A 16,365-nucleotide genomic window follows, 5' to 3' on the forward strand; every position below is an offset into this window, starting at 1 on the left:
GTCAGCTTTCCGGAACGAGGAAGATCGCGGCTAGCGGCGGAATGGTCAGGCGCAGCTCCGGCGTCTTGGCGTCAACCGCCAGCACCTCTCCGACGTTCCCGACGTTGCTGCCGCCATAGTGAGCGGAGTCGGAATTGAAGACCTCGTGCCATTTGCCGGCGAGCGGCACCCGGACGCGATAATTGCGATAGACGTTCGGCGAGAAATTCACGATCACGAGACAGCGCGCACGGGCGTCGAACCCCTTGCGCAGCCAGGCGAACACATTGCGGTTGGCATCATCGGTGATCAGCCACTCGAAGCCGGCCTGATCGCAATCCATCTGATGCAGCGCAGGCACGGCGCGATAAAGCCGATTGAGGTCGCGAACCAGCGACTGGATGCCGGAATGGTTCTTGTATTCGAGCAGATGCCAGTCGAGCGACTGGTCGTGATTCCATTCCTTCCCCTGCGCAAACTCGCCGCCCATGAACAGCAGCTTCTTGCCGGGATGGCCGAACATGAAGCTGTAATAGGCGCGCAAGTTCGCGAAGCGCTGCCATTCGTCGCCCGGCATGCGGCCGAGAATCGAGCGCTTGCCGTGCACGACCTCGTCGTGCGACAGCGGCAGGATGAAGTTTTCCGAGAAGGCGTAGTGCAGGCCGAACAGGATCTCGCCGTGATGGTGCTTGCGGTGGATCGGATCCTTGCTGATGTAGTTCAGCGTGTCGTGCATCCAGCCCATGTTCCACTTGTAGCCGAAGCCGAGGCCGCCATATTCGACGGGCCGGGAAACCTGCGGCCAGGCGGTGGATTCCTCCGCGGCGGTCGTGGCTTGCGGAAAGCGCGCGAACACTTCCGTATTGAAGCGCCGCAGGAACGCGATCGCCTCGATGTTCTCCCGCCCGCCATACTGGTTCGGAACCCACGCGCCCGCAGGGCGGCTATAATCGAGATAGAGCATGGAGGCGACGGCGTCGACGCGCAGTCCGTCGATGGCGTAGCGCTCCAGCCAGAACAGCGCGTTCGACACCAGGAAATTCGTCACTTCGGTGCGGCCGTAGTTGTAGATCAGCGTGCCCCAGTCGAGATGGCGACCCTGTAAGGGATTGGCATGCTCGTAGAGCGCGGTGCCGTCGAAGTGGCCGAGCCCGTGCGGATCATCGGGGAAGTGTCCGGGCACCCAGTCGAGCAGCACTCCGATGCCCTCGCGATGGCAGGCATCGACCAGCGCGGCGAAATCGTCCGGCGGCCCGAAGCGACTGGTCGGCGCATAGAGGCCTGTCGGCTGGTAGCCCCAGGAACCGTCAAAGGGATGCTCGCTGACCGGCAGGAATTCGAGATGGGTGAAGCCCATGTCGCGCGCATAGGCCGGAAGCTGCTCGGCGAGCTCGTGATAGGTCAGCCATTCGTTGTCGCCCTTGCGTCGCCAGGAGCCGAGATGCACCTCGTAGATCGACATCGGCGCCGAGAGCGCGTTGATGCCGTCGGGCGCCGGCCGCGGGCGCGGCAGGTGCGCTTCGTCGAACACGATCGACGCCGTCTTCGGCCGCAGCTCTGCGGCAAACGCCAGCGGATCGGACTTCAGCGGCAGATTGTGGCCGTGCGGTCCGACCATGTCGAACTTGTAGTGATCGCCGGCCTTTGCGTGCGGGATGAACAGCTCCCAATAACCGACACCGCGCACGCGCATCGGGTGGCGTCGCGCGTCCCAGAAATTGAAATCGCCGACCACGCTGACCCGCCGTGCATTTGGCGCCAGCACGACGAAGCCGACACCATCGACCCCGTCGAGCGTCATCGGATGTGCGCCGAGCTTGTCATAGAGCCGCTGATGCGTGCCTTCGCCGAGCAGATAGAGATCGAAATCGGTCAGGATCGGCGGAAAGCGATAGGGATCTTCGAGCTCGACGACATTGCCGCCGAACGTCGCGCGCAACTGGTAGCGCTTGGCACCATTGGGCAGCGCGCCTGCGAACAGGCCGGACTCGTGAATGCGATCGAGTTTCGCCACCTCGCCATGCTCGCCGACGGCCTCGACATTGGAGGCCTCGGGCAGGAAAGCGCGCACCACGCTTTTGCCGCCTTCGGGATGGAGCCCGAGATAATGGAAGGGATCGGAGTGGCGGCCCTCGATGATCGCATAGGCCTCGGCGGACAATTTAGGCATGTGCTTCGCTCTCCGCATTGGACAGAATGCGAAGCAGCCCGGTCAGCGGCGCACTGAGCGCCTCCGGCCGGTGGGACAGTTCGTACTCCACCTCATCGAACGCTCTATCAAGCAGGAAAAATCTTAACAGGCCATCCGCCGAATGTGGATGATTTGTCCGCAGGCGCCGGTCGGTCATGGCCTCGCGATAGGCGGTGAGGAACGTCGCCGTGGCGCGCTCGCGCCATTCGCCGAGCGCGGTCGCGAGCCGTCCCTGTTCGTCCGGCGCGCCCTTGAGCGCGCGGTCGACCGCTGCGATCACGGCCAGGTCGATCGAGCAGACGAGGCTCGCGACGTCGCGCGCCGCGGGTGCCTTGCGCCGCCGCTCCGCCAGCGGCAGATGGAGGTTGCCATCGAAGTCGATGATGAAGATGTCGTCCTTCACGATCAGAATCTGCCCGAGGCGGAAGTCGCCATGATGACGGATGTTCAACCCGCCGATGTCGGATGGCAATAGCTTCGTGAGCACGTCGGAAAGGGCCGGGCGCCGGTCCAGGAGCTGGTCGACCAGCGGGCGATCTGCCTCCCGCAAGCCGTTGCGGCTTTGGGCCAGCGTTTCAAAGGTACGTTCGGCGCGCTTGAGGAGATCCGTGGTCCATTGGGCGACGTGCGCAGACGTGACCGGCTCGGGCGCGAGATCGGCGCCCTCGGCCCGGGCGAGCGCGATATGCAGCTCAGCCAGCCGCCGACCGGTCTGGGCGAGATAATGCAGATAGGGCACCTGGTCCTGGTTCTCGCGCGGCGCTTCGCTTGCGGCGAGCAGACGCTGCTCGTCGATGTAGCGGTCGAGATAGCCCGACGTCACCGCCCAGCCGTCACCCTGGTTCGCGACATAGGCATGCACGACGGCGACGGCGCTCCGCCCGCTATCCTCCACCAGCTCGGCGCTGCCAAGCAGCGCGGGCGTATTGGCGAACTGAGCGACCTCGGTGAGGTAATAGCCGAGCTCGATCTCGGGGTTGGTGCCGGCTTCGAGCCGGCGATAGATCTTGGTGACATACTGATTGTCGACCAGCGCGGTGCTGTTGGCCTGCTCGATGGCACGGATCTGCTCCGGCTGCTTGATGGTGCCCGCGCCGAAGCGGCTGGTCGGCCTGAAGTCCAGCCGCATATTGTTTTCCTCGACGATCAGGGACTGGCTGAGATTGCGCAGGAACAGGCCGATGAAGATCTGGTCGGTCGCGACGTCGAGCAGCGTTCCCTCCCGCGCGCCCTGGCGCACCGCGGCCAGTGCCCTCGGGTTGAAGCGTTCGCGGTCGAAGCGAACCCATTCGATCTGCATCGGCATCACATAGCGCGACGTGACGCCGCGCTGCGTCGCCTCGAAGAATGCGAGCCAGGGCCGGTTGTCGCCAATGTCGCAGAACGGGACCGCAGAAGTCAGGGTCGGCCGGATCTGCTTGGGATTGCGCTCCGGATACCAGCGGGTCCGCGACAAAAATCCCGGCAGCACGTCGCGCTCGAAGACGCCGCGCTCGCGCGCAAGGGAGACCCAGGTCGAGTTGACCGGCACCACCAGCGTCTCGAATTCGGGCACCGCGCGCGGCGTCACCGGCTCGGACTTGTCGCGCTCCCGTAGCTGGAACCAATAGTAGCCGTACGGCCCCAGCGTGATCATGTAGGGCAGCTCGCCGATCGCAGGAAAGCGCGTGCGGCCCAGCATCTCCTGCGGGACCCGGTCCTTCCACGGCGACAGATCGAGCTCGGTCGCCTGTGCCGCGCGCGAGAGGTTGGCGACGCACAGGATGACCTCGTCGCGATATTGCCGGACATAGGCCAGCACGGAACGATTGGCCGGGCGTATGAAGGTCATGGTGCCGCGGCCGAAGGCGAGCGTCGACTTGCGCACCGAGATCAGGCGCTTGGTGGCGCTGAGCAGCGAGGACAGGCTGCGCGACTGCGCCTCCACATTGACCGCTTCATAGCCATAGACGGGGTCCATGATCAGCGGCGCATAGAGGCGGGCCGGGTCGCAGCGCGAGAAGCCGCCATTGCGGTCCGGGCTCCACTGCATCGGCGTGCGCACGCCGTTGCGGTCGCCGAGATAGATATTGTCGCCCATGCCGATCTCGTCGCCGTAGTAGATGATTGGCGTGCCCGGGAACGACAGCAGCAGCGAGTTCATCAGCTCGATCTTGCGCCGGTCGTTGTCCATCAGCGGCGCTAGCCGCCGGCGGATGCCGAGATTGATGCGGGCCCGCGGATCGTTGGCATAGGTCGACCACAGATAGTCGCGCTCGACGTCGGTGACCATCTCCAGCGTCAGTTCGTCATGGTTGCGCAGGAACAGTGCCCATTGGCAGCTCTGCGGAATGTCCGGCGTCTGGCGCAGGATGTCGGTGATCGGAAAGCGGTCTTCCTGGGCGATCGCCATGTAGATGCGCGGCATCAGCGGGAAATGATAGGCCATATGGCATTCGTCGCCGCGGCCGAAATATTCCTGCACGTCCTCCGGCCATTGATTGGCCTCGGCCAGCAGCAGCTTGCCCTTGGAGTAGGCGTCGAGCTCCTGGCGCAGGCGCTTGATGATGGCATGCGTCTCGGGAAGGTTCTCGTTCGAGGTGCCCTCGCGCTCGCAAAGATAGGGGATCGCGTCCAACCGGAATCCGTCGACGCCGGCGTCGAGCCAGCGCTTCATCACCTGGATGATGGCACTGACCACCCGCGGATTATCGAAATTGAGATCAGGCTGGTGCGAGAAGAAACGGTGCCAGTAGAACGCGCCGGCCTCCGGATCCCAGGTCCAGTTCGACTTCTCCGTGTCCGTGAAGATGATCCGCGTACCCTGATATTTCTGATCGGTGTCGCTCCAGACATACCAGTTACGGGCGCTCGAGCCCGCCGGGCTCCGTCGCGCGCGCTTGAACCATCTGTGCTGATCGGAGGTGTGGTTGACGACGAGCTCGGTGATCACCCGCAAGCCGCGCCGCTGTGCCTCCTGGATGAAGCGTTTGAAATCCTTCATCGTCCCGAAATCGGGATTGACCGAGCCGTAATCGGCGATGTCGTAGCCATCGTCGCGGCCGGGCGAAGGATAGAACGGCAATAGCCACAGCGTGGTGACGCCGAGATCCTGCAAATAGGGCAGTCTTTCGGTCAGCCCGGCGAAGTCGCCAATGCCATCATGATTGCTGTCGGCAAACGCCTTGACGTGGAGCTGGTAGACGATCGCGTCCTTGTACCAGAGCTCGTCCACGACCTCGGCAGCTTCGACCTTCTTCTCGTCAACGGAGGGAAGAACGTTCATGCCGCGATCCTCACGCCAGGCAGCGGAACAAGAGCGCCGGATCGCGATCGGGATCGATGCGCAGCCGGATTCCGCCCCATTCGATTACGGACTGCTCGCCGGTGAGAAGGTTCTCAACGCGCGCGATGTGGCGACGTTCCCCGTTCACGCTGGCCATGACGTCGCCAAGCGGGAGCCAGATCTCCCGTACGTCGGGCGACAGCGCGATGGCGACGAGAACGGTGTTCGTCCTGTCGATCGACTCCTTGACGAAGGCGATCACGTCGCCATCGTCGATGCCGAGAAAGCGCAAATTCGACGCCTGTTGCAGCGCATCGTTGTCGCGGCGGATGCGATTGAGCACGGCGATGTAGGGCTTGATGTTGCCGGGCTTGTCCCAGTCGCGAACCCGGATCTCGTATTTTTCTGAGTCGAGATATTCATCCAGCCCGGGAACGGCCTGGTGTTCGAGCAACTCGAAGCCGCTATAGATGCCGTAACTGCCCGACAACATGGCCGCCAGCGCGACACGCGACTTGAACATCCAGGGCTCGCCACTCTGGAGGTGATACGGCAAGACGTCGGGTGTGTTGACGAACAAATTGGGGCGATAGAAGTCGCGCTCGGGATAGCCGGTCATTTCAACCAAATATTGCTCCAGCTCCCATTTTTGCGTTCGCCACGGAAAATAGCTGAAGGACTGAGCGAAGCCGAGCTTGGCGAGGCCCTTCATCAGTTTCGGCCGGGTGTAGGTCTTGGAGAACAGGATCACCTCGGGATGCCGGCGGCGGACGTCGCAAATCAACCACTCCCAGAAACTGAAGGGCGCGCTGTCGTGATTGTCGATCGCAAAGATAGTCACGCCATGGTCGATCCAGAACAGCATGACGTCACGGAAGGCGTTCCACAATTCGCTTCGGGTCAGACAGGAGAAATCGGGCACGACGATGTCAGAATAGTCAGCCGTCCGCATCGAGCCGTCCGGCCGCCATTTGAACCATTCCGGACGCTGCGTCAGCCAGGGATGATCCGGCGAACACTGAACCGCGAAATCGAGCGCGAGCTCGACGCCGTATTCCAGGCAGGTCGCAACCAGCGCTCGGAAATCCTCGATCGTGCCGAGCTCCGGATGCAGTGCATCGTGACCGCCCTCGGACGCGCCGATGGCGTAGGGGCAGCCCGGATCGCCTGTGACGGCGACCGGGGAATTGTTGCGGCCCTTGCGGCGGGTGCGGCCGATCGGGTGGATCGGCGTGAAATAGAGCACGTCGAAACCCATCGCGGCGATATCGGGGACACGCGCGATGCAATCCCTGAGCGTGCCGTGCTGGCCCGCCACCTTGCCCTGGCTGCGCGGCATCATCTGGTACCAGGTGCTGAAGCGTGCCTCCTCGCGGTCGACGACCAGCGGGAAGAGGGGCGAGCGGGTGAGGTCGAGCTGCAACTGGCTGTCGGCCATGGCATCTCTCAGCTCATCCGCCATCAGCGGGGTGACCTCGCCGGTTTCCAGGAAATCCTCGCATTGTCGCAGGATGATGGCCGCGGCGTCATCGTCTGCGCCATGGGCCTTGGTCAGAAGGGCGGCGCCCTCGATCGCATCGAGCGTGACATCGGCTCCTGATCGCTGCCTGAGCGCCAGTCCGTGACGCCAGGTCGCGAATTCGTCGGTCCAGGCCTCGACGGCGTAGACATATTGGCCCGGCTCGGGCGGGATGAACGCGGCGACCCAGCGGTCATTGCCGTGATGGAGCATCGGCGTGCGCTGCCATTCCCGATCCTGCTCGCGGCGCCAGAGCAGCGCGGCGCCGACCGCGTCGTGGCCGCCGCGGTAGATGTCCGCCCAGACATCGACGCACTCGCCCGCGACGCGCTTGACGGGGAAGCGTCCGCCATCGACTAGCGGATAGACGCCTTCAATAAGGAAAGCGCCGCCGGCTGCGACACTCTCGACAGTTTGAATTGTCTTGTTCACGGTGATGCCATTGACAACAAAGCAGCGTCTCGTGTCCCTTGTCGGGAACCGACGCTTGGTACCTATATAGAAAGCCTCTTGTGTGTCATTAGTTCCCGCCAGGAACGATAGCCGCAGTCAACGCGTTAGTCTCGACTATCCTATTCCTCCGCCTCATAAAAATGAATGCCGCCGTCTCATGGTGGCCTGCAAACTGCGTGCCGAATGGATCTTTTAGCTGAAGCCAGAACCAAGGGCGTCCAGTCCGAATTCGTCGATGCCCTGGGCAAGCTGCGGGTCACCGCGCCCGATGCCCTCACATCGATCCTCAAGGCTCTGCCGGAGAAGCGCGCCTACCGCTTCGTCAGCGGTGCTGTCGTGGTCCGCACCGGCAGACAGCCACGCACCGACCTCAGCGAGGCTGCCAAGCTTCCGCTGCGTTGGTCCATTGCCAACGGCACCGTGCCAGTCGCGCAGGGCGAGGCGCGCGAGCGCGCCATTGTCTGGCCCGACAACCTGCCGTCGGGCTACCACCGGCTGAAACTCGTCGATGCGTCCGGGGCAGTAGAAGAGGCGCCGCTGATCGTGGCGCCCGAGCGCGCTTTCACCGGCGATTTCGACCGCGGCTGGCTGCTCGCGGTGCAGCTCTACAGCGTCCGTTCCGCGCGCAACTGGGGTATCGGCGATTTCACGGACCTTGCCGCTCTCGTTGTGCTTGCCAAGGAGCTCGGCGCAGATGGCGTCGGCCTCAACCCGCTGCATGTGCTGTTCGACGACCGGCCGTCCGACTGTAGCCCCTATTCGCCGAACAGCCGGCTGTTTCTCAATCCGCTCTACGTCGACGTCGAGAAGATTCCGGAGTTTGCGCTCCACCTGCTGCCGGAGGCGGGCGCGACCGCGGCATCCCTGCGCGAAGGCGACCGCGTCCGATATCGCGAGGCGGGGCCTCTGAAATGGCGCGGCCTGCGCGCCGCGTTCGATGCGTTCAAGGCCGAGGCCGGCCTCGGGCGCCGAGAGGCATTCGATGCCTTCCGCCTCGAGCGGGGTCCGCTGTTGTCGCGCTTTGCCTGTTTCGAGGTGCTGCGCCATCGCTACAAGGGACGACCGTGGTGGGAATGGCCGTCAGAGTGGCAGCGGCCGGACGAGACGAAATGCACGGAGCTGCGCGCAGGCCCCGATCACGACGAGATCGAGTTCGTCGAGTTCGTGCAATGGACGGCCGATCTGCAGTTGGCTGCGGCCAAGGAGCTCGCGGGCCGGCTCGGCATGAAGGTCGGGCTCTACCTCGATGTTGCCGTCGGCGTGCAGTCCGACGGATTCGATGCCTGGAACGAGCAGGGCGCGATCTCCCGCCATCTCGCGGTCGGTGCACCGCCCGATGTACTGAACACGGTGGGCCAGGATTGGGGCCTCGCCGGCTTCAATGCCGGTGGCCTGGAGGCGCAATCGTTCGTGCCGTTCGCTGACATGCTGGCCGCCTCGATGCGCCATGCCGGCGCGATCAGGCTCGATCACGTGCTCGGGCTGAAACGGCTCTACCTCGTGCCGCGCGGCTTCAGGCCGGACAATGGCGCCTATGTGCAGATGCCGTTCGAGGCGCTGCTGGCGGCAGTTGCGCGTGAGAGCGCCGCTCACAAATGTATCGTGATCGGCGAGGACCTCGGCACGGTGCCGGAAGGATTTCGCGAGACCATGCAGGATTGGGGCATCTGGTCCTATCTCGTGATGATGTTCGAGCGAGATGACGCCGGGCGTTTCCGCAATCTCGATCATTACCGGTCCAACGCGCTCGTCACGTTGAACACGCATGATCTGTGTACCTATGCCGGCTGGCGCTCGTTCAGCGATCTCAAGATGAAGCTCTCGCTCGGGCTCGATCCCGGCGAGAACGAGGAGGCACGCTGGTACGCCCTCGGCATGCTCGACGAGATCCTGCGCTTCAATTCCATTCAGGCCAATGATCTCTATTCGGTGCTGGCCTTCCTGTCCCGGACGCCCTCCCGCCTTCTGGCGGTGTCGCTCGAGGATCTCCTGGGCGTGGTCGACCAGCCGAACATCCCCGGCACGATCGACGAGCACCCCAACTGGCGCCAGCGGCTGCCGGTCGCGCTTGACAAGATCGCGTCGAGCATCGATCGCGCCGCACTGAAAGCAGCAACGCGGGAGCGCTCGCACAGTTAGCGTATGATCCGGAAAAGTGTGAAGCAGTTTTCCGAAAAGATCATGCTCAAACAATAACCTAAAGCGCGATGATCGCGCTTTGGAGTCCAGCCACGACAATTTCAGGTGGGTTACAAGGAATTGTCACAGAAGATCGAAGACTATGCGCTGATCGGAGATTGCGAGACCGCGGCCCTCGTCGGCCGCGACGGCTCGATCGACTGGCTGTGCTGGCCGGCCTTCGATTCCGACGCCTGCTTTGCAGCAATCCTCGGCACCAGAAGGAACGGCCGCTGGCAGATTGCGCCGAGCGAAGCGGTCACGGCTTGCTCCCGCCGTTATCTCGCCAACACGCTGATCCTCGAGACCCGTTTCGAGACGGACGGCGGTTCCGTCGCCTTGATCGATTTCATGCCGCCGCGCGGCAAGGCGTCCGACATCGTGCGGCTGGTGCGCGGCCTGAAGGGCCGCGTCAAGCTCAGGATGGAGCTCATCATCCGCTTCGGCTTCGGCGTCGACATTCCCTGGGTCAGGCGAACCGAGGATCGCTCCGCCGTGCTTGCGATCTGCGGCCAGGACATGACGGTGCTCCGCACACCCGTCGAAACCCGCGGCGAGGATCTGACCACCGTCGCCGAGTTCGAGGTCGCCGGCGGCGAGACCATCCCCTTCGTGCTGACCTATGGCCCGTCGCATCTTGATCCGCCCGAGGCAATTGACCCCGAACGCGCATTCGCGGAGACGGAAGCCTTCTGGAAGGACTGGTGCAGCCGATCAAATCGCGACGGCGAATATCACGATCTAATCATACGCTCGCTGATCACGTTGAAGGCCCTGACCTTTGCCCCGACCGGCGGCATCGTCGCAGCGCCAACCACCTCGCTGCCCGAGAAGCTCGGCGGCGCCAGAAACTGGGACTACCGCTTCTGCTGGCTGCGCGATGCCACCTTCACGCTGCTCGCGCTGATGAACTCCGGCTATACCGAGGAGGCATCGGCTTGGCATAGTTGGCTGCTGCGCGCGGCCGCCGGCGCGCCGGACCGCATGCAGATCATGTACGGAATCTGGGGCCAGCGGCGGCTGCTCGAATGGGAGGCCGAATGGCTCGACGGCTATGAGGGCGCGAAGCCGGTTCGCGTCGGCAATGCCGCCCACGCGCAATTGCAGCTCGACGTCTATGGCGAGCTGATCGACGCGTTCCACCAGTCGCGCATGGCGAAACTGAAGCTCGACGACGAGAGTTGGGCGTTGGAATGTGCCGTGCTGAAACACCTCGCCGAGGTCTGGGATCAGCCCGACAACGGCATCTGGGAGCGCCGCGGCCAGGCCAAGCACTATGTCTTCTCGAAGGTGATGACCTGGGTTGCCTTCGACCGCGGTATCAAGAGCGCCGAGACCTTCGGCTTCAAGGCGCCGCTGCTGCATTGGCGTACCTTGCGCGATGCCATCCAACGCGACGTCTGTGAGAGAGGCTTCGATGCAGAGGCCAACGCTTTCGTCGAGTCCTATCGCTCGAAGGTCCTGGATGCCAGCGTACTGTTGCTGCCCGCGGTCGGCTTTCTTCCGGCAAACGACCCGCGCGTGCGCGGCACAATCGCGGCGGTCGAACAGCACTTGATGCGCGACGGCTTCGTGCTGCGGCATGATCCGCGTGAGGTGTCCGAGGAGACGCAGCCGATCGAAGGGGCGTTCCTCGCCTGCAGCCTGTGGCTGGCGGATGCTCATGTGCTTGCCGGCGACCTCGACAAGGCGCAGGTGTTGTTCGATCGCGTGGTCGGCATCGCCAATGATGTCGGGCTGCTGGCCGAGGAATACGATTCAGTGGCGCGGCGTCAGACCGGCAATTTTCCGCAGGCGCTGACCCATATCGCGCTGATCAACACGGCCCATAATTTGTCCGCTGCCAGGACCCGCAGCGAGAAGCCCGCCGTGCAGCGGTCGCAGTGACGGAACTTCAGGCCGCAGTGCTTGTCGTGCCGGATGCCTGTGGCGCGAGATCCGGGCACAGCACGAGCTTGCCCTCCAGGCCACCGGCTTCGAGGCGTCGGTGCGCATGAGCAACTTCATCGAGCGATATCCGCGCGGCGATGCGCGGCTGGATGGCGCCACTGGCAAGCAGAGCGAACAGGCGCTTAAGGTCTTCGGTGAACCATTCAGGATGTTGCAGCCGCATCGCGTTGATCGAGTAGAAAAAAGCCGACCTGCCGCCAGGCAACCACCTCCAGAGATAAAGTCGCGCGATCCACATCAGCATGGTGAGCATCCGTCGCCGATCCTGCGCGCCCGCCGAGTAGCCATAGGCGCAGAGCAGACCGCCACGCTTGAGTGCCGAAAATGACCGGCGATAGCCATCCTCCCCGATGACATCGAACACGACGTCAAATCCACCTGGCAAGACGCGCGTGAAATCTTCGCGCTGATAATCAAGCGGCGTAGCCCCGAGCTCACGGATCAGCGCAGCGTGCCTTCCATGAGCTCCGCCCCATAGCTGAAGTCCAGCCATGCTACCGAGTACGAGAAGCGCCTGTCCGACCGCTCCGGCAGCACCATGCACCAGCACACGCTGCCCCGGCTGCACCCGCCCAGCGCGGTGCAGGAGCTGATATGCCGTCATCCAGCTGAGGATCAGCGCGGCCGCTTGCGCCGAATCAACGCCCATCGGCACGTGGGTCAAGTGACGCGCCTGGAGCGTGCGATAGGCCGCATTCGATCCGAGCACCGTCATGTCGGCCACACGGTCACCAAGCTGAAATCCGCTCACGCGATCGCCGAGCTGATCGATTTCTCCAATAACATCGTAGCCCATTACCAGGGGTGGCCGACGGGAGGCAGTTTGCGGGTAGAGGTGCCGTCGGATCAGAGTATCGGTGTACTCGAGCCCCGAGGCGAGCACACGGATCCGTACCTCGCCCGTACCGGCCGTCGGCAGCGGAGCGTCGACGACTTCCAGCTCCTCAGGTCCGCCAAAGCGACGAAGTTGAACTACGCGGTTGCGCGCTTCGATCACACGCCGATCCCCGCAATCTCAGATTCGAGAAGTGCATCACGAGTGTTGCAATTGGATGGTCTGACACCACCAAGTCTGTTGCAAAGAATCAGCTCGAAATCGGGCCTTGTAATTGATGCAGATCAATTCGGCGCGTGGCCCATGCCAGCCGCCCGGTCGTCCATTGTCTGCTTCTCGGCAGCAGAGCGGACATCCCAGAAATGTTGCTAACGATGAGCAAGCGCCTTAGTCGATCCCGTTGCGCTTCAGGATCATCTCGATGGCGCCGGCAAAGCCTTCCTGCTCGTTGCTCGTCGTGACGTAAGTTGCCTGCTGCTTGACATTGTCCGCTGCATTGCCCATCGCGATCGACAGGCCGCTGACGCGAAACATCGCAAGGTCGTTCTGCATGTCGCCGATAGTCGCGACCGCATCGGTCGAGATGCCGAGCCGTCGCGCCATCGACTGGACGAAGGTGCCCTTGTTGCAGCCGGGCGGGGTGACGTCGAGATAGTAGGTCTGCGAGCGAATCGCCTCGGCTTCAGTCCCCAGCGCTTCCTGCATCACTTTTTCGCAGGCCTCCAGATGCGGCGCGTCGGCGCTGGCGCCGACGATCTTGCATGCGCTCGAAAGATAGGACGTGAAATCGCTGACGATGGTCGGATCGGCGCGGATCGTGTGCTGCTCGTGACCGACGTACTTCCCATCCGGATTGCGGATCAGCCACTTGTCCGACGTGAACAGCCAGATATCGACGCCGAACTCGTCGAGGATCTTGATGCTGCGCTCGGCGGCTGAGGCGGGGATCAGATGCTGCTCGACCGGCATCATCTGCGGATCGACGATAGAGGAGCCGTTGAAGGCACCGATCGGCAGCGAGAGCGCCAACGGCTCGATCAGGAAGCGCATGCCGATGCTGGGGCGGCTGGAGGTGATGGTGAAGCCGATCCCGGCATCACGCAGTCGCTGCACCGCGGCCCTGGCGCGCTCGGTGAGCGTCTTGTCCTTGGTCACCAGGGTGCCGTCGACGTCGGAGACCACAAGTGAGATGGGGGTCATGACATGGCCTTGTGCTTCTCGCTGCCGAATCTCAACTGCCGCAACACGCCATCTACGATCGCCTCGACGGTCTCGTCGATCGAGACTGTGATCACGTGTTCGCTCGCTTCCGGCGGCTCCAACGTTGTGAACTGGCTGGTCAGCAGCCCGGGTGGCATGAAGTGGCCCTTGCGGAGGGCGAGGCGGTCGGCGATCAGCTCCTGGCTGCCCTTCAGGAAGACGAAGCGGACGTCATCACGTCCACGCAAGAGCACGTCGCGATAAGTGTGCTTCAGCGCAGAGCAGGCGATGATGACGTGCTCGCCAGCCTTGCAGGCACGCGCGATCTCGTCGGCGATGGCGTTGAGCCAGGGCCAGCGGTCCTCGTCGGTGAGCGGCTGGCCGGCGCTCATCTTCGCGACATTGCTCGGCGGATGGAAACTGTCGCCGTCCTCGAAGCGCCAGCCGAGCCGCTCACCCAGTGCTTCCGCAACCGTGCTCTTGCCCGAGCCCGACACACCCATCACGATCAATGCACAAGGTGCTTCACTGCCCGCCACGAATCCCCTCCGGGAGCGCGGCCTGGTCGACCAGCCAGACGGTCTCACCATTCGAGCGCGCGCGTACGGCCGGCAGGTTCTCGCCATTGAGGAGCCGCGTCAAGATCGCTTGCTTGTCGGACCCGGCAATCTCGAACAGCATTTCGTGGCATGATGCCAGAGCGGGCAGGGTGAGCGAGACCCGCGGCACGAAAGGCGCGACATTGGCCTTGGGTACGCCGACGACCCAGCGCTCTGTCTCCTCGACCGCGGGATAGCCGGGAAACAGCGAAGCGGTGTGGCCGTCCGGTCCCGCGCCCATCAGGACCAGGTCGAACAGTGGGCGCGACGGATCGAGCTGGTCCCCACCATAGAAGGATTGGAGCTCGTGCTGATAGGCCTCGGCGCTCTGATTAGGATTCTCGGTCGCGGTGGGGATCGGGTGGACATGGCCGGACGGTGCGCTGCGATCGAGGAGGATCGTGCGCGCTACCGTCATGTTGCTGAGGGGATCACCGTCCGGCACGAACCGCTCGTCGCCGATGAACCAGTGCACGCGCTCCCAGGGAATCTTGTCTCGCCAAGCCTCGCTGGCGAGCAATTGATAGAGCTTCTTCGGGCTCGATCCGCCGGTGAGGCAGATCGCAATGCGGCCCGGGTTGGCCGCAATGCGCGCCATCACGCGTTCGGCCGCGGCCCGCGCCAGCGCATCGGCGTCGGCTTCGACGATCAGTTTCGGCTGGTCGGCCGCAGCCATCACGAATATTTCCGCCAGCTGCGCCCATCGCGCCGGAGTAGCTCGTCGGCGCAGGAGGGGCCATCACTGCCGGCACGATAAGTCTCGATGCCGTTGGTGCCCGCCTTCTTCCAGGCATCGAGGAACGGCTGCACGGCTTGCCACCCGGCTTCGACGCCGTCGGCGCGCTGGAACAGGATGTTGTCACCGATCATGCAGTCGTAGATCAGCGTCTCGTAGCCGGTGCTCGGATCGGCCTTGAAATAGTCGCCGTAGCGAAACTTCATCTCGACACCGTCGATCGTGACGCTCGGTCCCGGAATCTTCGCATTGAACTGCAACTCGATGGTCTCGGTCGGCGCAATACCGATGGTCAGGAAATTCTGCGACAGGCGATCGACCGTGGTGCCGCTGAACATCGACAGCGGCGCCTGCTTGAACTTGATCGCAACCTCGGTGCGCTTGTGAGCCAGCGCCTTGCCGGTACGCAGATAGAAGGGCACGCCGGCCCAGCGCCAGTTGTCGATCAGGAGCTTTAGCGCCACGTAGGTCTCGGTCGTGCTCCCGGACTTGACGTCCTCGGTCTTGCGATAGTCCGGGATATCGGAATCGCCGACGCGGCCTGCCAGATATTGCGCGCGCACCGAACTCTTCAGCGCTTCCTCTTCGCTCGGTTGCTGGATCGCGGAAAGAACCTCGGCCTTTTCGGAGCGGACGGAGTGCGCATCGAAACGGCTCGGCGGCTCCATCGCGACCAGCGACATCAGCTGAAACAGATGGTTCGGCACCATGTCGCGGAGTGCGCCGGTGGCGTCGTAGAAGCCGCCGCGATGACCGACGCCGAGCCGTTCCTCCACCGTGATCTGGATGTGGTCGATATGGTTGCGATTCCAGATCGGCTCGAACATGCCGTTGGCAAAGCGCAACACCAGGATGTTCTGCACCGTCTCCTTGCCGAGATAGTGATCGATCCGATAGATCTGGTGCTCCTCCATGATCTTCAGGAGCTCGGCATTCAGCGCGCGGGCCGAGGCAAGGTCGGTGCCAAATGGCTTCTCGACCACGAGCCGCCGCCAGGCGCCGTTGTTCTCCTTCATCAGTCCGGTGCGGCCGAGCTCGCGCGCGGTCGGTGCAAACGCCGCCGGCGGGGTCGCCAGATAGAACAGCCGGTTGCCGCCGGTGCCGCGGGAGCATTCGAGCGCGTCCAGATGCTCGTGTAGTTTATCGAAGGACGCTGGATCCTTCGTATCGGCCTCGACAAAGGTCACGCATTGCAGGAGTTGCCGGGCGACGACGTCGTCCACCGGACGGGTGGCATGCTCGCGCAGGCCCTTCAACAGGCCGTCGCGCAGCTCGTCATTCGACATGCCCTTGCGCGCGACGCCCACCACGCAGAATTTCTCCGGCAGCAGGTTCTCGGCGGCGAGATTGTAGAGCGATGGGATCACCAGGCGATGGGTGAGATCGCCGGTGACGCCGAAGATGACGAAGGCGCAATTTTCGGGCTTGCGTTTGGGCTGCGGGTCTTTTGTCACGAATGG

The 16,365-nt window shown here is 63.5% G+C and carries 10 protein-coding genes; 2 read left to right on the forward strand and 8 right to left on the reverse strand.

What is annotated here, in order from left to right:
• Position 1: 1 nt before the first annotated feature.
• The 3 genes from glgB to SO140_RS20955 are packed head-to-tail and all read right to left on the reverse strand — an operon-like array spanning position 2 to position 7,386.
• Positions 2-2,149 carry a 1,4-alpha-glucan branching protein GlgB gene (gene glgB, locus SO140_RS20945; RefSeq protein ID WP_449381083.1) on the reverse strand — a complete coding sequence of 716 codons (2,148 nt, stop codon included), beginning with the start codon at positions 2,147-2,149 and terminating at the stop codon, positions 2-4.
• Positions 2,142-5,435 carry a maltose alpha-D-glucosyltransferase gene (gene treS, locus SO140_RS20950; RefSeq protein WP_449381082.1) on the reverse strand — a complete coding sequence of 1,098 codons (3,294 nt, stop codon included), beginning with the start codon at positions 5,433-5,435 and terminating at the stop codon, positions 2,142-2,144. Before treS ends, glgB begins: the two co-directional genes overlap by 8 nt.
• Positions 5,436-5,445: 10 nt before the next feature.
• Positions 5,446-7,386, reverse strand: a complete 1,941-nt coding sequence (locus SO140_RS20955) for a maltotransferase domain-containing protein (protein WP_498543077.1) — start codon at positions 7,384-7,386, stop codon at positions 5,446-5,448.
• A gap of 204 nt (positions 7,387-7,590) precedes the next feature.
• Between SO140_RS20955 and malQ the strand changes: the two genes are divergently transcribed.
• Entirely contained in the window at positions 7,591-9,546 is a 1,956-nt protein-coding gene (gene malQ / locus SO140_RS20960) for a 4-alpha-glucanotransferase (RefSeq protein ID WP_449381080.1), read from the forward strand.
• 120 nt (positions 9,547-9,666) lie between these two features.
• The gene (locus SO140_RS20965) at positions 9,667-11,472 is read left to right on the forward strand and encodes a glycoside hydrolase family 15 protein (RefSeq protein WP_449381111.1); all 1,806 of its coding nucleotides are present in this window, start codon (positions 9,667-9,669) and stop codon (positions 11,470-11,472) included.
• Positions 11,473-11,479: 7 nt separating this feature from the next.
• On the opposite strand, the gene SO140_RS20970 is transcribed toward SO140_RS20965, so the two are convergent.
• From SO140_RS20970 to zwf, 5 genes are all read right to left on the reverse strand, one after another.
• Positions 11,480-12,532 (reverse strand): medium chain dehydrogenase/reductase family protein, encoded by a 1,053-nt coding sequence (locus SO140_RS20970; RefSeq protein ID WP_474799642.1) that lies wholly within the window; start codon positions 12,530-12,532, stop codon positions 11,480-11,482.
• Positions 12,533-12,757: 225 nt separating this feature from the next.
• Positions 12,758-13,570, reverse strand: coding sequence for an HAD family hydrolase (locus tag SO140_RS20975; RefSeq protein ID WP_449381078.1), 813 nt, complete (start codon positions 13,568-13,570; stop codon positions 12,758-12,760).
• A complete protein-coding gene (locus SO140_RS20980; protein ID WP_449381077.1) occupies positions 13,567-14,109 on the reverse strand; it encodes a gluconokinase in 543 nt (180 codons plus the stop codon). The genes SO140_RS20975 and SO140_RS20980 overlap by 4 nt, the downstream gene beginning before the upstream one ends.
• Positions 14,096-14,845 carry a 6-phosphogluconolactonase gene (gene pgl, locus SO140_RS20985; protein WP_449381076.1) on the reverse strand — a complete coding sequence of 250 codons (750 nt, stop codon included), beginning with the start codon at positions 14,843-14,845 and terminating at the stop codon, positions 14,096-14,098. Before pgl ends, SO140_RS20980 begins: the two co-directional genes overlap by 14 nt.
• A complete protein-coding gene (gene zwf, locus SO140_RS20990) occupies positions 14,845-16,359 on the reverse strand; it encodes a glucose-6-phosphate dehydrogenase (protein WP_449381075.1) in 1,515 nt (504 codons plus the stop codon). Before zwf ends, pgl begins: the two co-directional genes overlap by 1 nt.
• Positions 16,360-16,365 lie beyond the last annotated feature (6 nt).

The sequence above is a fragment of the Bradyrhizobium sp. UFLA05-108 genome, from assembly GCF_059803455.1.